Raw genomic sequence first — 22842 nt, 5'->3', positions numbered from 1 at the left:
TACCTGGAACGACGTGCGAATGGATCACGAGCGAGTCATCCGTGACGTCACGGTCCGCCTCCCCATGGCGTCGACCGCCGTCGAGGCGTGCCAGTGGACCGTCACCGCGCTCGCCCGCTACGCGCCGGCCACCATCTCGGTGCTGCTCCAGGTGCACGACCGGCTCCGCTGCGTGGCGGCGACCGGCTCCTGGCAGGTCTTCTCGACCGTCCCGCCGCGGACCGGGATCGTCGGCCGGGTCTACGACTCCGGCGTGACCGCCGCCGTCCCGGACGTCACCGCGGACCCCGACTACCTCCCGGTACGCCCCGACGTCACCGCCGAGGTGTGCGTACCGGTGCTGGACCCGGCGGGCCGGCCGATCGGCGTGCTCGACCTGCAGTGGACCGGCCCGGTGGACCTCACCCCGTGGCGGGAGACCGCCGAGCGGCTGGCCGCCCGGCTCGGCGCCCGGATCGTGGCGCTCGGCGGGCCGCCGGCGGAGAGCCGCAGCGAGAAGCTGCTCCGGCACGCCGCCGCGCTGACCTCGGCGCCGACCGAGTGGGACGTGCTGGCCGCCGCGGTCACCGCGGCCCGCGACGTGTCCACGCTCCCCGCCGCCGTGCTGCTGCTGGCCGGCCCTGCCGGGCCCCGGCTCGACCCGCCGACCGGCACCCCGGGCGAGCTGGAGACGCGGATCCGGGCCGAACTCGCCGAGGCCGGGCCGGCGGCGCTGGGTCGGGTGATCAGCCGCGCCCACCGTTACGGGGCCGGCTACACCCTCGGCGAGCCGGGGCACCCGCCGGTCGCCGACCACGAACCACTGGTCCGGGCGGGCGTGCGCACCCTGATCGTGGTACCGGTCGGCCCGCCCGGCGAGGGCGGCGCACTGCTGGTCGCCGACGAGCGGCTGCTCCGCCCCGACCCGACCACGGTGAACCTGGTGGAGCTTCTCGCCGGACAGGCGTGGAGCTGCCTGGACCGGCTGCGCACCCTGGCCCGACTGCGCGAGCAGGCCAGCTCGGACCCGCTGACCGGGCTGCGGCACACCGGGCCGTTCGGCCAGCGGATCGCGTCGGCGACCCCGGGGCGTACCGCCCTGCTCGCCATCGACGTGGACGGCTTCAAGACGGTCAACGACACGTACGGGCACCAGGCGGGCGACCGGGTGCTGGTCAGTCTGGCCCGGGCGCTGGAGGGGGCGTTGCGCCAGGGCGACGAACTCTACCGGATCGGCGGCGACGAGTTCGTCGCGGTGATCGAGGTGAACCGGCCCGAGGAGGCGGTCCGGATCGCCGAGCGGCTGACCGAGGCGGCCCGGCGTACCGGCCGGACGATCAGCGTCGGCGTCGCCCTGTCCCGCCCCGGCGAGTCGCCGGAACTCACCCTCCGCCGCGCCGATCAGGCCCTCTACGCCGTCAAACGGCACGGCCGCGACGGCGTCCACCTCGCCGCCGCCTGACCCACACCCCACCCCGGCGATCTTGCGGCTGCGCCTTCGATATGCACCCTTCGCCCCTTCCGCCCGAGCGGAAAGTGCAAGATCGCGGGCAGGAAGAGGGGGGCTCGGGGGGGTAGCAGGCGCGCCCGGGCGCGGCCAGGTTCGCGGTGAGGTCAGCGGGTGAGTTCGGTGGCGAGGAGTTCGGCGATCTGGGCGGTGTTCAGGGCGGCGCCCTTGCGGAGGTTGTCGCCGGTGACGAAGAAGTCCAGGGCGCGGGGGTCGTCGACGGCGCGGCGGATCCGGCCGACCCAGGACGGGTCGGTGCCCACCGCGTCGATCGGCATCGGGAACTCCCCCGCGGCCGGGTCGTCGACCAGGATCACCCCGGGCGCGTTGCGCAGCACCTCGCGGGCGCCCTCGGCGTCGACCTCGGTGGCGAAGACCGCGTGCACCGCCACCGAGTGGCCGGTGACCACCGGCACCCGGACGCAGGTGGCGGAGACCTTCAGGTCGGGCAGCCCGAGGATCTTACGCGACTCGTTGCGCAGCTTCAGCTCCTCGGACGACCAGCCGGCGTCGGCCGGCGAGCCCGCCCAGGGCACCACGTTCAGCGCCAGCGGCGCCGGGAACGGGCCGAGCTCGTCGCCGACCGCCTGGCGGACGTCGCCGGGGCGGGAGCCGAGCCCCCGGTCGCCGGCGATCTTGCCGAGCTGGGCGTGCAGCGTGTCCACGCCGGCCTGACCGGCGCCGGAGACCGCCTGGTACGAGGCGAGCACCAGCTCGCGCAGGCCGTATTCGCGGTGCAGCGGAGCGACCGCGACGATCATCGTGAGAGTGGTGCAGTTGGCGTTGGCGATGATCCCCTTGGGCCGGTTGCGCACCTGCTCCGGGTTGATCTCGGGCACCACCAGCGGGACGTCGCGGTCCATCCGGAAGGCACCGGAGTTGTCCACGGCGACCGCGCCGCGGCTCACCGCGATCGGGGCCCACCGCGCCGAGACGTCGTCCGGCACGTCGAACATCGCCACGTCGACCCCGTCGAACGCCTCCGGGGTGACCGCCTGGACGGTGAGGTCCTCGCCGCGGCAGCGGACGACCTTGCCGGCGGAACGTTCGCTGGCGAGCAGCCGGATCTCGCCCCAGACGTTCTTGCGCCCGGTGAGCAGTTCGCACATCACCGTGCCGACGGCCCCGGTCGCGCCGACCACGGCGAGGGTGGGCAGCCGCGCCACGGGCGCTACCGTCCCGTCCCCGCGTAGACGACGGCCTCGGTGTCGCCGCCGAGCTCGAAGGCGTCGTGGATGGCACGCACCGCGGCGTCGAGGTCGGTGTCGCGGCAGACCACGGAGACCCGGATCTCCGAGGTGGAGATCATCTCGATGTTCACGCCGGCCTGGCCGAGGGCGGCGAAGAAACCGGCCGCCACACCCGGGTGCGAGCGCATCCCGGCGCCGATCAGCGACACCTTGCCCACGTGGTCGTCGTAGAGCAGGCCCTTGAACTTGACCGATTCCTGGATCTTGCTGAGCGCGGCCATCGCGGTCGGGCCGTCGGTCTTGGGCAGGGTGAAGGAGATGTCGGTGCGCCCGGTGCCCTCGGTGGAGACGTTCTGCACGATCATGTCGATGTTGATCTCGGCGCCGGCCACCGTGTCGAAGATCCGCGCGGCGGCGCCCGGCTCGTCCGGCACCCCGACGATCGTGATCTTGGCCTCGCTGCGGTCGTGGGCGACCCCGGTGATCAGTGCTTGCTCCACAGGAAGGTCCTCCATCGATCCGGTGACCATGGTGCCGGTGTTGGTCGAGTATGACGAACGGACGTGGATCGGCAAGCCCGCCCGGCGGGCGTACTCCACGCTACGCAGGTGCAGCACCTTGGCGCCGCAGGCGGCCAGCTCGAGCATCTCCTCGTAGGTGATCCGCCTGATGTGCCGGGCGTTGGGGACGATCCGCGGGTCGGCGCTGAACACGCCGTCGACGTCGGTGTAGATCTCGCAGACGTCCGCGTTCAGCGCGGCGGCGAGCGCCACGGCGGTGGTGTCCGAGCCGCCCCGGCCGAGGGTGGTGACGTCCTTGGTGTCCTGCGAGACGCCCTGGAAACCGGCGACGATGACCACCGCGCCCTCGTCGATCGCGCCCTTGAGCCGGCCGGGGGTGACGTCGATGATGCGGGCCCGGCCGTGCACCGAGGTGGTGATCACCCCGGCCTGCGAACCGGTGAACGAGCGGGCCTCGTAGCCCAGGTTGTGGATCGCCATGGCGAGCAGCGCCATCGAGATGCGCTCCCCCGCGGTGAGCAGCATGTCCAGCTCGCGGCCCGGCGGCAGCGGGCTGACCTGGTTGGCCAGGTCGAGCAGCTCGTCGGTGGTGTCCCCCATGGCGGAGACCACCACCACCACGTCGTCGCCGGCCTTGCGGGCGGCGACGATGCGCTCGGCCACCCGCTTGATCCGCTCGGCGTTGGCGACGGAGGACCCGCCGTACTTCTGCACCACGAGTGCCACGACGGTGCGCTCCCTCCCAGTGACCCTGAGCGTGCCGACGCCGCCGGCACCGGGGCCGGCGGCGCGTGTCAAACGCCCTCAGCCTATCGGGCGGCTCGCGCCGCCGGGTCGGGTGATCCCACGATCCGGCCGACCCGGCCCCCGCGGCGTGGCGCGCGACACGCCGGGCCGGGCACCGACGCACGGGTCACCGCGCGTCGGCCGGGCAGCCGAGAATGACCGGGTGCACGCTCAACTCTGTCCCGCCAGACGCCTGGCCGGCCCGCTCGCGCTGGCCCTGCCGGCCGCCCTCGCCGCCTGCACCGCCGACCCGCCCGCGACGCCGCCGCCCACCCCGTCCACCGCGCCCGCCCCCGCCGGCCTGGACGCGGCCCGGGACGAGTTGGCCGCGCTGGCCGCGGCGGCGCAGGACCGGCACCTGGTCGCCAGCTACACCCTGCGCGCGCCGGACGCCCCGGACCGGACGATCGTGGTGACCAGCGCGAACGACGGCACCTGGCGGGTGGACGTGCCGGGCGGGGCGCTCGGTGGCAGCGCCGACGTCTCACTGGCCGCCACGGCCGACGGGCTCTTCCAGTGCGCGCTGCCCTCGGCCACCCGGCCCGAGCCGCCGGGCTGCGTACGCCTCGGCGACCCGGACGACGGGCTGCCCCGCCGGCTGGACCCGCGGGTGCAGCACCCGTTCACCGACTGGCTGGACGTGCTCACCGACCGGCGCGCCCCGCTGGCCGTCTCCCCGGCGGCCCCGCCGGCCGGCGCCACCGGCACCTGCTACGCGGTGGAGACCACCTCGGCCTCGATCAACCCGCCGCTCGACGTCGGCATCTACTGCTACGACGCCGACGGCACGCCCACCGCGGTCCGGACGGCGTCCGGGACGCTGACCCTGGCCGGTACGCCCGCCCCGGCGCCGGCCACCGTGCAGCTCGCCGGGCCGGTGGTGGAGGGCGAGCCGCTCGGCACCGCCTCCCCGCCGCCACCCGACCCGTCCGAGAGTCCGAGCGCGGGAACGTTCTGACCGTCGTTCCGTTACGGGTGCGATTGCCCACATTCGCCCCCCCCATGCCCGGAGGGCGAAACGCCCATAGGGGACGCTCTACCCATGGCCGACCTGACCCCGCTGCTCGCGATCCGTTGGAGTCCCCGCTCGTTCGATCCGGCCGCGGAGTTGACCCCGGCCGAGGCGTCCTCGCTGCTGGAGGCAGCCCGGTGGGCGCCGTCGGTGGGCAACCGCCAGCCCTGGCGGTTCGTCCTCGGACACCGCGACGACGAGACGTTCAAGCGGATCCTGGTCAACCTGCCCGCGCGGGACCAGCGCTGGGCGGGTCGCGCGTCGGCGCTGCTGCTCGCCGCGCACCTGGCCGAGCCGACCGGGCACGCCGTGCACGAGCCGACCGAGCACGCCGCGTACGACCTGGGGCAGGCCGTCGCGCACCTCACCGTGCAGGCCACCGCGCTCGGCCTGCACGTCCGTCAGGTGCTCGACCTGGACCGGGCCGGCCTGGCCGCCGACCTCGACCTGCCGCCCGACGTCCGCCCGTACGCGGCGGCGGCCGTCGGTCAGCTGGGTGACCCGCTGAGCCTCCCCGCCGACCTGCTGCCCGAGGAGACCACGCTGCGACGCCGCCGCCCCCTCGCCGACCTGCTGCTGCACTGAGCCGGCGTTGGCGGGTGCGACGTCGATCTCATAGTCCGGACCTTCCTTCCCACCCCACCACTCATCACGTAGGGTCACCCTGTCATGTGGCGGGCGTACCTCCTCCTTGGTCGCCGCGACGAGGCCTGAAGGCCGGCACCTCGTCGCGGAGTAGAACCGCGCCGTCCAGCACATCCGAACTTCCCATCGGCACCGCCCGGGCACCGTCGCCCGGCACCTCGCCGACACCTTCCGATTGCTGACGCCACATGTACGCCAGGGAGCACTCCTGATGGCTCAACCTGTCACCGACGCTGAGACCGATCCGATCGCCCGGCAGCGCCCCAGCCGGATGCCGTACCACCGTTACCAGCCCTACCACCAGCAGTTCCGGATCGACCTGCCGGACCGGCGCTGGCCGACCCGGCACGTCGAGGCCGCGCCGCGCTGGTGTGCCGTCGACCTGCGGGACGGCAACCAGGCCCTGATCGACCCGATGTCGCCCGAGCGCAAGCGCCGGATGTTCCAGCTCCTCGTGCAGATGGGCTACAAGGAGATCGAGGTCGGTTTCCCCTCGGCCAGCCAGACCGACTACGACTTCGTCCGGCAGCTGATCGAGCAGGACCTGATCCCCGAGGACGTCACCATCCAGGTGCTCACCCAGTGCCGGGAGCACCTGATCGAACGCACCTTCGAGTCCCTGCGCGGCGCGCGCCGGGCGATCGTGCACTTCTACAACTCGACCTCGACGCTCCAGCGCCGGGTGGTCTTCGGGCTGGACCGGGACGGCATCACCGACATCGCCACCTCCGGCGCCCGGCTCTGCCAGAAGTACGCCGAGATCCACACCCCGGACACCGACATCCACTACGAGTACTCGCCGGAGTCCTACACCGGCACCGAGCTGGAGTACGCGCTGGAGGTCTGCGCGAAGGTCATCGAGGTGGTCGACCCCACCCCGGACCGCAAGCTGATCGTCAACCTGCCGGCCACCGTCGAGATGGCGATGCCGAACATCTACGCCGACTCGATCGAGTGGATGAACCGGCACCTGCCCCGGCGGGACAGCCTGGTGCTGAGCCTGCACCCGCACAACGACCGGGGCACCGGGGTGGCCGCCGCCGAGCTGGGGCTGCTCGCCGGCGCCGACCGGATCGAGGGCTGCCTGTTCGGCAACGGCGAGCGCACCGGCAACGTCGACCTGGTCACCCTGGGGCTGAACCTGTTCTCCCAGGGCATCGACCCGATGATCGACTTCTCCGACATCGACGAGGTCAAGCGGGCCGTCGAGTACTGCAACCAGCTGCCGGTGCACGAGCGGCACCCGTACGCGGGCGACCTGGTCTACACCGCCTTCTCCGGCTCCCACCAGGACGCGATCAAGAAGGGCTTCGACGCGCTCGCCACGGACGCCGCGGCGGCCGGGGTGCCCGTCGACGAGCACCGGTGGGCGGTGCCCTACCTGCCGATCGACCCGAAGGACCTGGGCCGCACCTACGAGGCGGTCATCCGGGTCAACTCGCAGTCCGGCAAGGGCGGCGTCGCGTACATCATGAAGACCGAGCACCAGCTCGACCTGCCGCGCCGGCTCCAGATCGAGTTCTCCGGCGTGGTCCAGCAGGTCACCGACCACTCCGGCGGCGAGGTCGACCCGGGCACCATGTGGGAGATCTTCGCCGGGCACTACCTTCTGGACCACCAGCGCGACCCGGCGGTCATCCTGGCCGGCTACGCCATCGGCACCGCCGAGGGCAAGGTCGAGATCGAGGCCCAGGTGGGGCTCGGCGGGCAGCAGCGGTCGCTGACCGCGGTCGGCAACGGTCCCATCGACGCGTACGTCAACGCGCTCCAGTCGGTGGACGTGGCGGTACGGGTGCTCGACTACCACGAGCACGCGCTCTCCTCGGGTGAGGACGCGCAGGCCGCGGCGTACGTCGAGTGCGAGGTGGACGGGCGGACGGTGTGGGGCGTCGGCACCGACGCCAACATCGTCACCGCCTCGATCAAGGCCGTCACCAGCGCCGTCAACCGCGCCCGCGGCTGAACCCGCGGCGGGTCCCCGGTCCACCGGGGGCCCGCCCGGCTCAGCCCGGTCGGGCGTCCGGGGCGCCTTCCCCGGCCCGCCGCTCCGGCGGGGTGGCGACCGGCAGGGTGTGGCAGGGCTGGGCCGGCGGCGCCTTCCGGGGCGGCCGGTGGACGAGCAGGCCGGCCAGGAGCGCGCCGGCCAGCAGCAGCCCGGCGCACCAGAGCAGCGCGTCGCGGTACGCGCCGGTCAACTCGGCGCGCTGCTCGTAGCCGCTGCCGGAGAGCCCGACCAGCAGCGGCAGCGTGGCGACCGCGAGCAGCCCGCCAGCGCGGGCGGCGGCGTTGTTGAAGCCGCTGGCCACCCCGGCGAACCGGTCCGCCACGGCGGCCAGCACCGACGCGGTCAGCGGCGCCACCACCAGGGTCAGCCCCACCCCGAACAGGGCCACCCCGGGCAGCACGTCCCGCCAGTACGACGCGCCCGGATCCACCCCGTGCAGCAGCAGCAGACCGGCGGCGGCGATCACCGGCCCGACCAGCAGCGGCAGCCGCGGGCCGATCCGCGCCGACAGCGCACCCGCCCGGGCGCTGCCCGCCAGCAGCAGCACGGTCATCGGCACCAGCGCGATGCCGGTGCGGAAGGCCGACCAGTCGAGCACGTTCTGCAGGAACATGGCGAAGAAGAAGGTGAAACCGCCGAGCGCGGCGTAGACCACCACGGTGAAGACGTTCAGCACCGAGAAGAGCCGGCTGCCGAACAGCCCGGTGGGCAGCATGGCGGTGTCCCCGCGCCGCCGCTCGACCAGCACGAAGGCCACCGCGCCGGCCACCCCGAGCAACGCCGCGACCAGCACCGGCAGCGAGTCCGGGCCGCGCGCCGGGGCGTCGATCAGGGCGTACGTGACGCCGGCCAGGGCGAGCGCGCCGAGCGAGGCGCCCAGCACGTCGAAGTGCCGGTGCCGTCGGCCCGGCCCCCGGGTGCGGGAGACGTCCTCGTCCCGGCTCTCCGGCACCCAGCGCAGTGCGGCCAGCACCACCAGCACGGCCAGCGGCGCGTTGAGGAAGAAGATCCACCGCCAGGAGAGCATGTCGATCAGCCAGCCACCGACGAGCGGGCCGAGCGCGGTCGAGACGCCGGAGAGCCCGGACCAGGCGCCGATCGCGCGGCCCCGCTCGTCCGGGTGGAAGTTGGCCTGGAGCACCGAGAGCGAGCCCGGGGTGAGCAGGGCGCCGCCCGCGCCCTGGAGGAACCGGGCCGCCACCAGCTCGGCCGTCTCCTGCGCCAGGCCGCACAGCACCGAGGCCACGGTGAACCAGACCACCCCGAGGAGGAAGACCCGCCGCCGCCCGAACCGGTCGCCGAGCGCCCCGCCGAGCAGCACGAACGCGGCGAGCGTCAGCAGGTAGCCGTTGACCGTCCACTGAAGACCGGCAACGGTGGCGTCGAGGTCGGTGCCGAGCCGGGGCAGCGCGACGTTGACCACCGTGCTGTCGAGGAAGACCATGCCGGAGCCGAGCACCGCCGCGAGCAGGGTGCCACGGCCGGCCGCGGTGCCGAGGCGGAGCGCGGGAGGGGTTGCGGTCATCCGACCAATCTGCCTCGCACCATTCTCCAGACGCCACGAAACGCCGAAACCTGGTCCGGGTACTGTGCGGGATCGCCGGAAGCCCGCAAGCTGGAGAGGTGTCGTCTGTGCGTACCAGATCAGGACCGCGCGCCGCGGTGACGGCCGCGCTCGCCGCGGCGCTGGCGCTCGGCGCGACCGGCTGCGTTCCGCTCGACGAGCCGACGCAGACTCCGTCGCCGACCACCGGGAGCGACCCGGTGCAGCTGCTGGGGCAGCTGACGGTGGCCGGTGCCAGCTCGATGAAGGGCTACAGCCGCAACCGCTTCCCGCACTGGCGGGACACCGGCACGAACTGCGACGTGCGGGACAACGTGCTCAAGCGGGACGGCGAGAACATCAAGCTCTCCGGTTGCAACGTGGTCGGCGGCCGGTGGGAGAGCGTCTACGACGGCCGGGCCCTGACCGACCCGTCCGACGTGGACATCGACCACATGGTGCCGCTGGCCAACGCCTGGCGGTCCGGGGCCGACGAGTGGGACGACGCGAAACGCGGCGACTTCGCCAACGACCTGGACCGGCCGCAGCTGATCGCGGTTTCCGCGACCTCCAACCGGGCAAAGGGTGACCAGGACCCGTCGCAGTGGAAGCCGGCGAACCGGTCGTACTGGTGCCAGTACGCCGCGAACTGGGTGACGGTCAAGCACCACTGGCGGCTCACGGTGACCAGCGCCGAGAAGGCCGCCCTGACGGACATGTTGGAGGGCTGCACATGGGCGAGCAACCCGTGACCGGGGACCGGGCGACCACGGCCGGGATGACCGCCGACGGCACCACCGCCGCGGCGGTGCCGGGGGCCGGGATGAGCGCGGACAGCCCGGACGCGCCGTCCGCCGCCGCGCCGGGGGCGGGCATGTCCGCCGACGCGGGCGGGACGGGCACCGGCCCGCAGCAGCGCACGGCCGACGTCGTGCCCGGCCCGGGCGGGGTGATGACCGACGAGGTCGGCGTGGTCACCGGCGAGCTGACCCTGCGCACCGAGTACGCCGACGGCCAGGTGACGCTGCGGGTGCAGTACAAGGACGCCGACGAGTGGTACGTGGTGACCGGCGGCCGGACGCCGCTGGCCGACCCGGCCGGCCTGGACGCCGTGCACGCGATCGCGGTCGCCCTGCTCAACCGCCCCGAGGGCTGACCGTTCCGGGCGCGCCGCGCCCGGGTACCGGAACACCGACGAGCGTGCCACCGCGGTGGCACGCTCGTCCGGTTCGAGCGGGGCGGGTCAGACGTACGAGCCGGGCTCGCTGGGGGCGGAGACCACGCCCGGCGCCTCGCCCTCGTCCTCGGGACGGACGATCTGGACCTCCACCTTGTGCGGACGCAGTTGCCCGCTGGCGATCTGCTCGGCCCAGTGGCAGGCCACCCGGCTGCCACCGATCTCGCGCAGCGCCGGGCGCTGGTCGGCGCAGCGGGTCGGCTGCGCCCACGGGCACCGGGTGTGGAACCGGCAGCCCGACGGCGGGTTGGCCGGCGAGGGCAGGTCGCCGGCGAGCAGGATCCGCTCCCGCCGGTCCTCCACGTCCGGGTCCGGCACCGGCACCGCCGACATCAGCGCCCGGGTGTACGGGTGCAGCGGCTCGGTGTAGAGCCGCTCGCTCGGCGCCTCCTCGACCAGCGCGCCCAGGTACATCACGCCGACGGTGTCGGAGATGTGCCGCACCACCGCCAGGTCGTGCGCGATCACCAGGTAGGTCAGCCCGAGGTTGTCCTGGAGTTCGTCGAGGAGGTTCACCACCTGCGCCTGGATCGAGACGTCGAGCGCGGAGACCGGCTCGTCGGCGACGATCAGCTCGGGACCGAGCACCAGCGCCCGGGCGATGCCGATGCGCTGCCGCTGCCCGCCGGAGAACTCGTGCGGGTAGCGGGAGAGCGCCCAGCGGGGCAGCCCGACCTTGTCCAGCGTCTCGCCGATGATCTGCCGGCGCTCGTCCCGGTTGGCACCGATCCCGTGCGTCTGCAGGCCCTCGGTCAGGATCGACTCGACGTTCTGCCGCGGGTCCAGGCTCGACATCGGGTCCTGGAAGATCATCTGCATCCGGCGGCGCGTCGACCGCAGCTTGCCCGCCGGAAGCGTGGTCAGCTCGACCCCGTCGAAGACGACCTCGCCGCCGGTCGGCGGGGTGAGCTGGAGCAGCGCCCGGCCGAGCGTGGACTTGCCGCAGCCGGACTCGCCGACCAGGCCGTACGTCTTGCCCCGGGGGATCCGCAGGTCGACGCCGTCGACCGCCTTCACGTGGCCGATCGTCCGGTCGAAGAGCACCCCCCGCTTGATCGGGAAGTGCACCTTCAGGTCGCGTACCTCGACGAGGATGTCGTTGTCGGTCACGCTGTCTCCTCCTCGCGCGGGGCGGGACCGATGCCCGGCACCGTCGGCGGGTCGTTCGGGACGGCCTGCGCCGGCACCGAGCCGGGCTCGGCGGCGGTCGGAACCGCGCCCCGGACCTCCTCGGCCGGCGTCAGCCCCGGCACCGGCGCCGGGTTGACGCAGCGGTAGCTGCGGCCGTCGTGGGCGAGCACCAGCTCCGGGGGCTCGCCGACGCAGGCGTCGACCCGCCGGGCGCAGCGCGGCGCGAAGGCGCAGCCGTCCGGCCAGGGCAGCACGTCGCGGACCGAGCCGGGGATCGGGTTCAGCCGCTCGCCGCGCCCGGCGTCGAGCCGGGGCACCGAGCCGAGCAGCCCCACGGTGTACGGGTGCCGCGGCTCGCGGAACAGCGGACGGCGGCGGGCCGTCTCCACCACCCGGCCGGCGTAGAGCACGTTGATGGTGTCGCACATGCCGGCGACCACGCCCAGGTCGTGCGTGATCATCACGAGCGCGGTCCCGGAGTCGCGGACCAGCTCCTTGAGCAGCTCCAGGATCTGCGCCTGGATGGTCACGTCCAGCGCGGTGGTCGGCTCGTCGGCGATCAGCAGCCGGGGCTTGCAGGCCACCGCCATGGCGATCAGGGCCCGCTGCCGCATGCCGCCGGAGAGCTGGTGCGGGTATTCCTTGAGCCGCCGCTTCGGGTCGGGGATGCCGACCCGCTCCAGCAGCCCCGCCGCCTCCTTGGCCGCCGCCTCGCCCTTCATCCCCCGGTGCCGGGCGAGCACCTCGGTCACCTGCAACCCGATCGGCACGACCGGGTTCAGCGAGCTGAGCGGGTCCTGGAAGATCATCGCGATGTCCCGGCCGCGGATGTCCCGCCGGGACCGGTCGTCGAGCTGGAGCAGGTCGGTGCCGTCGAAGACCGCCTTGCCGCCGACCCGCAGGCCGGGCTGCTTGGGCAGCAGGCCCATGATGGCCAGCGAGGTGACGCTCTTGCCGCAGCCGGACTCGCCGACCAGGCCGACCACCTCGCCGGCGTCGACCGAGAAGGAGACCCCGTCGACGGCGTGCACGGCCCGCTGGCCGCGCCGGGCGAAGGTGACGGAGAGGTCGTCCACTTCGAGCAGAGACATGGTGACCTACTTCCGCAGCTTCGGGTCGAGGGCCTCGCGCATCGCCTCACCAAGCAGCGTGAAGCCGAGCGCCGTGACGATGATGCCGAGGGCCGGCAGGATGGCCAGCCGGGGCGCCGCGTCGAGGTAACGCTGGGCGTCGGCGAGCATGACGCCCCACTCCGGGATCGACGCGTCGTTGTTGCCGAGGCCGAGGAAGGAGAGCGCGGCGGCCTCGATGATCGCGGTGGCCAGGGTCAGCGTGGCCTGCACGATGACCGGGGCGAGCGAGTTGGGCACCACGTGGGTCAGGGCGATCTTCGGCTTCCGGACCCCGAGCGAGGTGGCGGCCAGCACGTAGTCGCTGTTCGCCTGGGAGATCATCGAACCGCGCAGCAGCCGGGCGAAGACCGGCACCGAGACCACACCGACGGCGATCATCACCGTCTCGAGCCCGGCCCCGAGGATGGCGGCGATGCTGATCGCCAGGAGCAGGCTCGGCATCGCCAGCAGCATGTCGACGAAGCGCATGAGCACGTTGTCGATGGCCCGGCCCCAGCGGCCGCCCAGGCCGGCGGACGCGCCCGCGATGCCGCCGATGAGCGAACCGATCGCGAGACCGATCAGCGTGGAGACCACGCCGACCAGCAACGTCTGCCGGGCGCCGACGATCATCCGGCTGAACTCGTCCCGGCCGATGTGGTCGACGCCGAACCAGTTCTCGGCCCGGGGCCCGGGGAAGTAGCCGATGTTGTCCCGGATCTCGCCCTTCCAGAGCTGGGCCTCCGGCGGATGCGGGACGAGGAACGGCCCGACGATGGCGATGAGGAGGAAGAGCGCCAGGATCACCGCGCCGACGATCGCCGCCGGATTGCGCCGCAGCCGGCGGAACGCCTCGCGCCAGAGGCTGACCCCCCGCTCGTCGTCCCGGGCGGCCAGCTCGGCGAGCCGGTCGATCTTCTCGCGCTTCTTGCCGCTGGTGATCGTCATCGGACCCTCACCCTCGGGTCGATCAGGCTGTAGGAGAGGTCGACCAGGAGGTTCACCAGCACGTACACCACCGCGATGATCAGGATGAAGCCCATCAGCACCGGGTAGTCCCGCTGGCTGATCGCGTCGTAGATGAAGGCTCCGATGCCGCTGAAGGCGAAGACCGTCTCGGTCAGCACCGCGCCGGAGAGCAGGCCGCCGGTGAGCAGGCCGATCGAGGTGACCACCGGCAGCATCGAGTTGCGCAGCACGTGCCGGCGCCGGACGACCCGCTCGGTGAGGCCCTTGGCCTCGGCGGTGCGGACGAAGTCCTCGTTGAGCACCTCGAGCACGCTGGCCCGGGTGATCCGGACGATGATCGCCAGCGGGATGCTGGCCAGCGCCACGGCGGGGAGCACCAGGTGCCAGAGCGCGTCGGCGGCGGCGTCCCACTCCCGGGTCATCAGCCCGTCGAGGACGAAGAAGTTGGTGATCCGGGTGGCCCCGAGGGTCGGGTCCTGCCGGCCACTGGACGGGAACCAGCCGAGGTTCTCCGCGAAGATCGCCTTCAGCACGTACGCCAGGAAGAAGACCGGGATGCAGATGCCGATCAGCGACCCGCCGACCGAGGCGTGGTCGAGGAACCGGCCGCGACGGCGGGCGGCCAGGTAGCCCAGCGGGATGCCCAGCCCGATCGCGATCACCATGGCGCTGATGGTCAGCTCGACGGTGCCGGGGAAGCGCTCGATGAACTCGGTGACCACCGCGCGCTTGGTGGAGGTCGAGGTGCCCAGGTCCAGGCGGATCAGCCGCCGGACGAACCGGCCGTACTGCACCAGGATCGGCTCGTCGAGGCCCATGTTGCGGCGGATCGCGGCGCGCATCTCGGGCGTCCCGCGCTCGCCGAGGATGGCGGTCTCGGGGCCGCCGGGCAGTCGACGGAGCCAGATGAAGAGCAGGAGGGAGAGCCCGAACAGCGTCGGTATCAGCTGGAGCAGGCGTCTGACGATGAACCGGAACACGGTGGCCTCGAAAGGGGTACGGAGGGTCGCGGGCGGACGCTGTCGAAACAGCGCCCGCCCGCGGTCCTTACGTCAGGTCAGGACTTGAACTCGGCGTTGGCGTACCGCTCGTCGGTGAGCGGGCTCGCCTTGACCCCGGTCACGTCCTTGCCGAACACGATCGCCGGCGGCGAGTGCGACACCGGGACACCCGGCAGGAAGTCCATGATGGCCTTGTTCAGGGCCTTGTACTTCTCGGTCCGGGCCGCCTGGTCGGCGGTGGTGTCGGCGTCCTTGAACTGGTCGAACAGGGCCTTGTTGGTGAAGCCCCACTCGTCCTTCGGCCGGTCGAAGAAGGTGCCGATGAAGTTGTAGCCGTCGCCGTAGTCACCGGTCCAGCCGAGGAAGTGCAGGTCGTGCTTGTTGCCGGAGGTGGTGGCGTTGAGGTAGTCCGGGCTCCACTTCAGCGGGATGGCCTGGACGTTGATGCCGACCGCCTTGAGGTCCGCCGAGAGCAGCTCGAAGATGTCCTTCGGGTTCGGCATGTACGGCCGGGTGACCTCGGTCGGGTAGTGGAACCGCAGGGTCAGGTTCGTCGCGCCGGCCTCGGCCAGCAGCTGCTTGGCCTTCTCCGGGTTGTAGTCGTACTTGGTGACGTCGCCGTTCCAGCCCTCGACGGTGTCCGGCATGAAGTTCTCGGCGACCTTGGCGCCCGGGGGCAGCTTCGAGTCGACCAGCGCCTGGCGGTTCAGCGCGTGCGCGATGGCCTGCCGGACCTTGATGTCGGCGAGCTTCGGGTTCCCCTTCTGGTTGATCGCCAGGTAGAGGATGTTGAACGCCGGGCGGGTCAGGACGTTGAAGCCCTCACCCTTCAGCGGCTCGACGTCGGCCGGGCCGACCAGGTCGTACCCCTGGATGTCGCCGGAGCGCAGCGCCTGCTTGCGCGCGTTCTCGTCGGAGATGGTCTTGAAGATCAGGGTCTTCAGCTTGGCCTTGGAGCCGGCGTAGTCGTCGTTCCGCTCCAGGGTCAGCGTCTTGTTGGCGACGTCCCAGGACTTGAACTTGAACGGACCGGTGCCGGTCGGGTGCTCCATCGCGTACGACGGGTACTTGATGTCCTCGGCGGTGCCGCTGACGTTGCTCGCGTCGTACTTCTCCAGCGCCGTCGGGCTGTGGATGGAGAACGACGGCAGCATCAGCGCGGCCGGGATCTTGCTGGAAACCCGGGTGAAGGCCAGGTCGACGGTGGTGGCGTCCTTGGCGGTGCAGGACTTGAAGAGGCTCGGCGGCAGGTCCGGGTCCTCGTTCTTGGCGAAGCCGCCCATGACGTCCTGCCAGTACGCGGTCACGTCCGGGCTCTGCATCAGGCCCTTGGCGTTGTACCAGCGGTCGAAGTTCTTGCAGACCGCCTCGGCGTTGAAGTCGGTGCCGTCGTGGAACTTCACCCCGGAGCGGAGCTTGAAGGTCCACGTCGTGCCGGCGGCGTCCGGAGTCCAGGACTCGGCGAGCCCGGGAGAGACCTTGGTGCCCCCCTCCTCGGGACGGACCAGCGTCTCGAAGACCTGACGCGCCACGCGCAGCGACTCGCCGTCGCTGGCCATGGTCGGGTCGAGCACCTTCGGGTCTCCGGCTACGCCGAAGACGAGGGTGTCCTTCTTGCTACCGCCGGAACTGTCATCGCGGTTGCTCTCGGCGCAGCCTGCTACCGCGAGGGCCGCGACCGCGACGGCCGCGATCGCGGCCTTCGGCCTGGATGCACGCATGGTGCTTCACCTCGTCCTTGGGGTTACGGACAACGTGGTGACAGGGGTCACCGATGGCGGTGACCTTAGCTGCCGTTGCGACCAGCGGGAAACTCTTGACGAAGCGGTTGGTACCGGATCGTGTCTTAACCGATGCGCCCCGCGCCGGAGAGCCCGTCGGGGCGCGGCCAAAGGGGCAGTTTGTCCCTGTTCAGCGATGCAGATTTGTTACATCGACCGTCGCCGCGGTTGACCACATGTCAGAACTCAAAGTGGACGTCCGGCCCCGTTCCCGGGCCCCGGAACGACGACGGCCGGCACCGGACACGGCGCCGGCCGTCGCTCGGCCCCGGGTGGCCTCAGACCGCCCGGCGGCCCTCGAACGCGCGGCCCAGGGTGATCTCGTCGGCGTACTCCAGGTCGCCGCCGACCGGCAGGCCGCTGGCGAGCCGGGTCACCGCGATGCCCATCGGCTTCACCATCAGGGCGAGGTAGGTCGCGGTCGCCTCGCCCTCGGTGTTCGGGTCGGTGGCGAGGATCAGCTCCCGTACCGCGCCGCCGCCGAGCCGGGTCATCAGCTCCCGGATGCGCAGGTTGTCGGGCCCGATCCCCTCCAGCGGGTTGATCGCCCCGCCGAGCACGTGGTAGCGGCCGCGGAACTCACCGGTCCGCTCGATCGCCACCACGTCCTTGGGCTCCTCGACCACGCAGAGCACCTCGTCGCTGCGGCGCGGGTCGCGGCAGATCCGGCACTGCTCGCTCTCGGCGACGTTGTAACAGGTGGTGCAGAACCGCACCAGCTCCTTGACCTTGCGCAGCGCGCCGGCCAGCCGGTTCACGTCGGCGGGATCGGCGGACAGGACGTGGAAGGCGATCCGCTGGGCGCTCTTCGGGCCCACGCCCGGCAGCCGGCCCAGCTCGTCGATCAGGTCCTGGATGGCACCTTCGTACATCTGCCGGCTCAGAACCCGGGCAGGCCGAGGCCGCCCATGCCGCCGGCGACCGGGCCCATCTTCTGCTCGGTCAGCTCGCGGGCCGCCTCGGCGGCGTTGTGCAGGGCCGCGACGACCAGGTCCTCCAGGGTCTCCACGTCCTCCGGGTCGACCGCCTTCGGATCGATCTTGATGCTCTTGACCTCGCCGGTGCCGGCGACGGTCGCGGTCACCAGCCCACCGCCGGCGGTGCCGGTCAGCTCGGCCTCGGCGAGCTCGGCCTGCGCCTTGACGATCTGCTGCTGCATCTTCTGCGCCTGCTTCAGCATCTGCTGCATGTTCGGCTGTCCACCTGGGCGCACGGGATGCTCCTTCTCGCATTCGTCTGCTCGGCCGCCGCCCAGCCTAGTCGCCCGGTGTGACCGGCCCCGCCCGGCGCGGCGCATCCCCGGCCGGTGGTCCCGGCGCACGATCCAGGGGTCGGCCCCCGGGCGGCGCGAGTCCGCCGAGCAGGCCGCCGCGGCGATGGAGCAACAGGCCCGGGCGTGCGCCGCGATGTCCGCCGGGCGCTACGCCGACCGGCCCGTCCGCGCCGGCGGGCCGTGCGGGCCGGTCATCGAGGGGTACCCGGTCGCGCTACCGGGCGTCCACCTCGTTGATCTTCTCGGCGCCGAACGCCTCGCGGAGCAGCCGTACCGCCTGCTCCTCGCTCGACTCCCGGGCGGTCTTCTCGTCGATGACCTCGTCCAGCGGCTCGTCGCCCGGGTCGAAACCCTCGTAGACCGGGGTGGTCGGGGCCGCCGGCCGGGCCGCGCCGGGCCGGACCGGCCCGTCGTAGTCCGGGTCGTACGGCGGCTCGCCGGCCCAGTCGGCATCCGCCGTCTGCCGCGCCTGGGCGGTACGCGGCCCACGGCCGGCCGCCGCCGCCCGGGCCGCGGCGATCGCGCTGCTCACCGGCGCGCCACCGGCCGCCGGGGCGGCGGGCTGCTGCGCCGGGGCGGGCTGCTTCGGGGCGGCGGCAGCGGCCGCCGGGGGCGCGGCAGCCGGACCGGACGCGGGGGCCCGGGTGGGCGCACCGCCGGACGGGGCGTCCCCACCCGGGCGGGCCGCCTCGGGCCAGTCACCCTCCGGCTCCGCTCCACCCCCGACCGGGGCCGGCGCCGGGCCGCCGAGGCGGGCCGGCTCGGGCCAGTCCTCGTCGTCACCCGCGTCGGCGGCAGCGCCGCCCGCACCGCCGGACCGGCCGGCGCCGGCCCGGGAGGCGGCAGCGGGCGGCGGGCCGCTCGGCTGGGCGGCCGGCCGGGCCGGCGCGGGCGCGGGCGCGGCGGCGCGCGGGCCGCCGAGCGACCCGCCGCCCCGCTCGCCGGCCACCTCGCAGCGGATCTGCCAGCGCCCGCCCAACTCCTCGTAGAGCGCGTCGGTGAGCACCGCCGCGTGATCGGACATCATCTTGGCCAGCACCGTCGACTTCACGGTCAGCACCAGGGTGTCGCCGTCGAGGTCGCGGACCACCGCGTCCCGCATCAACGCCGCGATCCGCTTGTTGGACCGGTTGACCTTGCCGACCACCTCGGGCCAGACCCGGCGTACCGCGACCGCGTCGAGCGCGCCGGGCGCCGACGCGCCGGGGCGGGGCGGGGCGGGGGTGGCCGGATCGGGCATCACCGCCTCCGGGCGTACCGCCCGCCGGGGCGCCGGGGCCGCGTCGGGCGCCGGCCCCTGCTCGGCCCGGGCGCCGGCCTCCGCCGTGCGGGGGGCGCTCGTCGGGGCGGGTGCGGCAGCCGCCGGCGGGCCGGCGGTCTCCGGCGGTGGCGCGGCGGCAGCCGCCGCCGGGGCGGGCGCCGCCGGGCGTACGGCCGGGGCGTCGGCGACCGGCGCGGGGCCGGCAGCGGCCGGCGGCAGGTCGACGTCGCCCAGGGTGAGCCGGCGCTCCATCCGTTCCAGGCGCTGGAGCAGGCCGCCGGTCGAGTCGTCGACGCCGGGCAGCAGCATCCGGGCGCAGATCAGCTCGAGCAGCAGCCGGGGCGCGGTGGTGCCGCGCATCTCCACCAGCCCGTTGTGCACGATGTCGGCGCAGCGGGACAGGGTGCCCGGGCCGAGCCGCTGGGCCTGGGCGGTCATCCGCTCGATCTGGTCGGCCGGGCCGTCGATCAGACCCTTGGCCGCGGCGTCCGGCACCTGCTGGAGCACGATCAGGTCGCGCAGCCGTTCCAGCAGGTCGGAGGCGAACCGGCGCAGGTCGTGCCCTGCCTCGGCGACCCGGTCGACCGTGGCGTACGCGGCGGCGCCGTCCCCGGCGGCCAGCGCGTCGCACATCTCGTCGATCAGCGCGGAGTCGGTGACGCCGAGCAGCGCGGCGGCCCGAGCGTAGCTGACCCCCTCCGGGCCGGCGCCCGCGATGAGCTGGTCGAGCACGGAGAGGCTGTCCCGCATGCTGCCCCCACCGGCGTGCACCACCAGGGGGAAGACCGCCGGCTCGACGGTCACCCCCTCCGCCTCGGTGAGCTGCTCCAGGTACGGCCGGAGCACCTTCGGCGGGAACAGCCGGAACGGGTAGTGGTGGGTCCGCGACTTGATCGTGCCGAGGACCTTCTCCGGCTCGGTGGTGGCGAAGATGAACTTGACGTACTCCGGCGGCTCCTCGACCAGCTTGAGCAGGGCGTTGAAGCCGGCCGACGAGACCATGTGCGCCTCGTCGATGATATAGATCTTGAAGCGGCTGCTGGCCGGCGCGAAGAAGGCCTTCTCGCGCAGCTCACGGGCGTCGTCGACGCCGCCGTGGCTGGCCGCGTCGATCTCGATGACGTCGATCGACCCGCCGCCGTCGGGGGCCAGCGCGCGGCAGGACTCACACCGCCCGCACGGCTCCGGGGTGGGACCCTGCTCACAGTTGAGCGAGCGGGCCAGGATCCGGGCGCTGGAGGTCTTGCCGCAGCCGCGCGGGCCGGAGAAGAGGTAGGCGTGGTTGAGCCGCCCGCTGCGCAGCGCCTGTGACAGCGGCTCGGTGACCTGCTCCTGGCCGATCATCTCGGCGAAGGTACGCGGCCGGTATTTGCGGTAGAGCGCCAAAGTCACCCGTCCCGCCTCCTCTCGACCGAGCCATTCTGCGCCGGTCCGCCGCCGCTGACCACCCACCCCGCCGGACCGGCGGGGGCGGCGCCGCCTTGATCACACGCCGTGCGGACGTTCCGGACACCCGACATCCGGTGTGTCGGGTGGATCAACGGGCCGCAGAGACAGAAAGGCCTCCCGTGCACCCGGCAGAGCTCGCTTATCCTTGCTGCCTTCCGGCCCTGGGGAGGTTCACGAGGTACCGCCGCACGGGAGGTGCCACCAGCGTACCCGACCGCCGGTCGATCCACCGGGGGTGGTGGGGTGGGCGGTCCCGGCGGGGCCTGTATCCTGTTCGACGGAGGATTCGCCTAGAGGCCTAGGGCGCACGCTTGGAAAGCGTGTTGGGTTAACACCCTCACGAGTTCGAATCTCGTATCCTCCGCTCGCCAGAGCAGCACGGAGGGCCGGTCCCGCACGGGGCCGGCCCTCCGTCGTCGCTACGGTCGTTGTCGTCTCACCTGCCCCGTTCCGGCCCGTCTGGCTGGCTCTCGCCGCTCTCCCCCGCAACACGATGCCCCGGCTCGTTGGCAACCCGCTGTGAACGCGGGGCGGCCGGAGAGAGGCCGCCTATCCACCTCTGCCGAGGTGCGGCTGCTTGCTCGTTGTCCGGCACCGCGGCTACGCATGATCGTGGTGCGCTACCGGCGAGTCCTCCCCGCGCCGCACCGACTCCGGCGGCGCCTGAACACGCTGCGGGGTCCGGAGCAGGACGTGACCGCTGTATCCGGGGCCGAGGACGACGGCCCGGTTGGTGGGTGGAGCGCCGACGACACTGCTCTCCACCGCGGGTATCGCAGGAGCGAAGTCTGGCCCGCCCAGGTCTGCGGCGTCCGCTGCGTCACCGTCGCCCATGATGACTCCTTGTCTCGTCGACTCGGCGGGGGCGAGACGCCTGATGAACCGTGCCGGCCATCAAGGTCCCGCTCGCACTATATCTTGTCATCCACTATATTCGGTGGATGAGTTCTCGGGTGATGACGGAACCGGCCTTCTTCATTCTCACCGCGCTGGTCGACGCTCCACGCCACGGCTACGGGATCGTCGCGGAGGTGGAAGAGCTGTCGCGAGGGCGGGTGCAGCTGAAGATCGGCTCCCTGTACGGGGCTCTGGACCGGCTCGTCGGCGACGGCTTGGTCGAGCTGGACCGTGAGGAGGCATGGCAAGGGCGGTTACGCCGGTACTACCGATTGACCGAGCAGGGCCGCGACGCCCTCGCCGCGGAGGCGCAACGGCTCGCCGCGAACGCGCGTCTCGCCTCGGCCCGGCTGCGTAGCCAGCGGAACCCGATCACGGGGCCGGCGCCGTCATGAGCCGGCTCGAAGAGCGCTACCGCCTCGTCCTGCGGCTGCTGCCCGCCGCGTACCGGCAGCAGTGGGAAGACGACATGGTCGCCGCCTTCCTGGACAGCATGGAGAGCGACGACCCGGAAACCGCCGCGTTCGTCGCAGACTACGGCCGGCCGAGCCTGGCGGAGGTCGCCAGCATCGTGTCCCTGGCTGTCCGGTTGCGTCTCGGCGGCCCCGACGCGCCAGCCCCTTCCTACGCCTGGGGGCAAGCCGTGCGCCTGGCGACCCTGATGGCGGTGCTGACCCACGCCGTCATGGTCACCGCCAGCGTCGCCGTCACACTGTGGCTGTCCGGGAAGATCACCTGGTTGCCGGCGCCCGCACCCGCATGGGCGCTCACGCCGTCGGGGAGTATCTGGCACGTCGCGTGGAACCTGGCCGGCTACGCCTGGCTGCCGGCCTACATCGCGCTCGTCCTCGGACACCGCCGCGTGGCCCAGGCCGTCGGCTTGCTGGCCACCGTGCCCCCCGCCGTCACCACCGCCGTGGAGCAGGCCGCCGGTGACGTACCGCTGTCCGTGACGCCCTGGGCACTGCGGCTCACCGACGTCGTCCTGGTACTCGCCATGGCGGTGTTTCACCGCGACGCCCCACCGGTGCCGCGCCGCCCCTGGCTCCTCGCGATTCCGATCGGCATTCTGCTCGTTCCCCTGCCGCTGTTCGCCCTCCAGGCCACCAGCCAGGCACCGAAACTGCTGGACTGGCCCGGCCTGGCCTGCGCCATGGTCGCCGCTGCCATCGCGGTTCACCTGGCCCGGCGGGCACCCGGGCAGCCAGTTCGCACGCTGCCGTGGTCGCTGGCGCTCACCCTGCTCGCCGCGACCACCCTCGCCCTACGAATCGTCACCCTGCCCGACTACATCGACCAGGCACAGCGCACCACGCTCGTCACAATCGCAGCAACGGAAGTCATCGCCGTCCTGGCGATGGCCCTACCGCTCGCCCGACGAGCCATCCGAGCACTGCGCCGACTTCCACCGATCCCCGCCGACGCCAAACTGTCCACCACACCGACCGAATAGGACTGCCCCATCGCGGCGTCTGGCCTTCCGGTTTGCGCACTACGTGCGTGACCACCGGTTGAAGTTGCCCGCTGACGTCACCGGTGTCAT

19 protein-coding genes, 1 tRNA gene and 1 other RNA gene are annotated in these 22842 nt (G+C 72.8%); 9 read left to right on the top strand and 12 right to left on the bottom strand.

The features are described 5' to 3' along the window. The first annotated feature begins 19 nt into the window (after window positions 1–19). Window positions 20–1441: a GGDEF domain-containing protein gene (locus tag AC1WTP_RS08775; protein WP_481648712.1), complete on the top strand. Its 1422-nt coding sequence runs from the start codon at window positions 20–22 to the stop codon at window positions 1439–1441. A 152-nt stretch (window positions 1442–1593) separates the two neighbouring features. On the opposite strand, the gene AC1WTP_RS08770 is transcribed toward AC1WTP_RS08775, so the two are convergent. Both AC1WTP_RS08770 and AC1WTP_RS08765 read right to left on the bottom strand, forming a co-directional pair. Continuing rightward, window positions 1594–2652 carry an aspartate-semialdehyde dehydrogenase gene (locus tag AC1WTP_RS08770; RefSeq protein ID WP_481648711.1) on the bottom strand — a complete coding sequence of 353 codons (1059 nt, stop codon included), beginning with the start codon at window positions 2650–2652 and terminating at the stop codon, window positions 1594–1596. 5 nt (window positions 2653–2657) lie between these two features. Beyond that, the gene (locus AC1WTP_RS08765) at window positions 2658–3923 is read right to left on the bottom strand and encodes an aspartate kinase (RefSeq protein WP_481648710.1); all 1266 of its coding nucleotides are present in this window, start codon (window positions 3921–3923) and stop codon (window positions 2658–2660) included. Window positions 3924–4146: 223 nt separating this feature from the next. Here AC1WTP_RS08765 and AC1WTP_RS08760 point away from each other — a divergent pair, with 223 nt between their 5' ends. The 3 genes from AC1WTP_RS08760 to leuA all read left to right on the top strand — a co-directional run bounded on the left by AC1WTP_RS08760 (window position 4147) and on the right by leuA (window position 7603). Continuing rightward, complete coding sequence (locus AC1WTP_RS08760; RefSeq protein WP_481648709.1) at window positions 4147–4941, top strand: hypothetical protein; 795 nt, start codon at window positions 4147–4149, stop codon at window positions 4939–4941. Window positions 4942–5025: 84 nt separating this feature from the next. Next, window positions 5026–5580 carry a nitroreductase family protein gene (locus AC1WTP_RS08755; protein WP_481648708.1) on the top strand — a complete coding sequence of 185 codons (555 nt, stop codon included), beginning with the start codon at window positions 5026–5028 and terminating at the stop codon, window positions 5578–5580. Window positions 5581–5851: 271 nt separating this feature from the next. After that, window positions 5852–7603 (top strand): 2-isopropylmalate synthase, encoded by a 1752-nt coding sequence (gene leuA / locus AC1WTP_RS08750; protein WP_481648707.1) that lies wholly within the window; start codon window positions 5852–5854, stop codon window positions 7601–7603. A 40-nt stretch (window positions 7604–7643) separates the two neighbouring features. Here leuA and AC1WTP_RS08745 read toward each other — a convergent pair whose 3' ends face one another. Further along, window positions 7644–9170, bottom strand: coding sequence for an MFS transporter (locus tag AC1WTP_RS08745; protein ID WP_481648706.1), 1527 nt, complete (start codon window positions 9168–9170; stop codon window positions 7644–7646). A 107-nt stretch (window positions 9171–9277) separates the two neighbouring features. On the opposite strand from AC1WTP_RS08745, the gene AC1WTP_RS08740 reads away from it, so the two are divergent. Together AC1WTP_RS08740 and AC1WTP_RS08735 are read left to right on the top strand one after the other, a co-directional pair. Then, on the top strand, window positions 9278–9940 hold the full coding sequence (locus AC1WTP_RS08740) for an HNH endonuclease family protein (RefSeq protein ID WP_481648705.1): 663 nt from the start codon (window positions 9278–9280) through the stop codon (window positions 9938–9940). Then, window positions 9922–10344, top strand: coding sequence for a hypothetical protein (locus AC1WTP_RS08735; protein ID WP_481648704.1), 423 nt, complete (start codon window positions 9922–9924; stop codon window positions 10342–10344). The genes AC1WTP_RS08740 and AC1WTP_RS08735 overlap by 19 nt, the downstream gene beginning before the upstream one ends. Before the next feature lie 87 nt (window positions 10345–10431). Here the strand turns inward: AC1WTP_RS08735 and AC1WTP_RS08730 are convergent, their stop codons facing one another. From AC1WTP_RS08730 to ffs, 9 genes are all read right to left on the bottom strand, one after another. Continuing rightward, on the bottom strand, window positions 10432–11535 hold the full coding sequence (locus AC1WTP_RS08730) for an ABC transporter ATP-binding protein (RefSeq protein ID WP_481648703.1): 1104 nt from the start codon (window positions 11533–11535) through the stop codon (window positions 10432–10434). Then, a complete protein-coding gene (locus tag AC1WTP_RS08725; RefSeq protein WP_481648702.1) occupies window positions 11532–12647 on the bottom strand; it encodes an ABC transporter ATP-binding protein in 1116 nt (371 codons plus the stop codon). The genes AC1WTP_RS08730 and AC1WTP_RS08725 overlap by 4 nt, the downstream gene beginning before the upstream one ends. 6 nt (window positions 12648–12653) lie before the next feature. After that, on the bottom strand, window positions 12654–13616 hold the full coding sequence (locus AC1WTP_RS08720; protein WP_481648701.1) for an ABC transporter permease: 963 nt from the start codon (window positions 13614–13616) through the stop codon (window positions 12654–12656). Beyond that, window positions 13613–14617, bottom strand: a complete 1005-nt coding sequence (locus AC1WTP_RS08715) for an ABC transporter permease (RefSeq protein ID WP_481648700.1) — start codon at window positions 14615–14617, stop codon at window positions 13613–13615. Before AC1WTP_RS08715 ends, AC1WTP_RS08720 begins: the two co-directional genes overlap by 4 nt. 77 nt (window positions 14618–14694) lie before the next feature. Continuing rightward, a complete protein-coding gene (locus AC1WTP_RS08710) occupies window positions 14695–16359 on the bottom strand; it encodes an ABC transporter substrate-binding protein (protein WP_481648699.1) in 1665 nt (554 codons plus the stop codon). A gap of 338 nt (window positions 16360–16697) precedes the next feature. After that, window positions 16698–17291: a recombination mediator RecR gene (gene recR / locus AC1WTP_RS08705; protein ID WP_088996491.1), complete on the bottom strand. Its 594-nt coding sequence runs from the start codon at window positions 17289–17291 to the stop codon at window positions 16698–16700. A gap of 8 nt (window positions 17292–17299) precedes the next feature. After that, complete coding sequence (locus AC1WTP_RS08700) at window positions 17300–17608, bottom strand: YbaB/EbfC family nucleoid-associated protein (protein ID WP_481648829.1); 309 nt, start codon at window positions 17606–17608, stop codon at window positions 17300–17302. Window positions 17609–17906: 298 nt separating this feature from the next. Further along, entirely contained in the window at window positions 17907–20345 is a 2439-nt protein-coding gene (locus AC1WTP_RS08695; RefSeq protein ID WP_481648698.1) for a DNA polymerase III subunit gamma and tau, read from the bottom strand. A 165-nt stretch (window positions 20346–20510) separates the two neighbouring features. Continuing rightward, window positions 20511–20600: signal recognition particle sRNA small type (gene ffs / locus AC1WTP_RS08690), an RNA gene on the bottom strand. A gap of 81 nt (window positions 20601–20681) precedes the next feature. Here ffs and AC1WTP_RS08685 point away from each other — a divergent pair. From AC1WTP_RS08685 to AC1WTP_RS08675, 3 genes are all read left to right on the top strand, one after another. Continuing rightward, window positions 20682–20766, top strand: a tRNA-Ser gene (locus tag AC1WTP_RS08685). A 592-nt stretch (window positions 20767–21358) separates the two neighbouring features. After that, window positions 21359–21694: a PadR family transcriptional regulator gene (locus tag AC1WTP_RS08680; protein WP_481648828.1), complete on the top strand. Its 336-nt coding sequence runs from the start codon at window positions 21359–21361 to the stop codon at window positions 21692–21694. After that, complete coding sequence (locus AC1WTP_RS08675) at window positions 21691–22752, top strand: hypothetical protein (RefSeq protein WP_481648697.1); 1062 nt, start codon at window positions 21691–21693, stop codon at window positions 22750–22752. The genes AC1WTP_RS08680 and AC1WTP_RS08675 overlap by 4 nt, the downstream gene beginning before the upstream one ends. Window positions 22753–22842: the final 90 nt, after the last annotated feature.

Source organism: Micromonospora sp. R311 (assembly GCF_056780015.1).
This window is presented reverse-complemented; position numbering and strand designations above follow the sequence as displayed.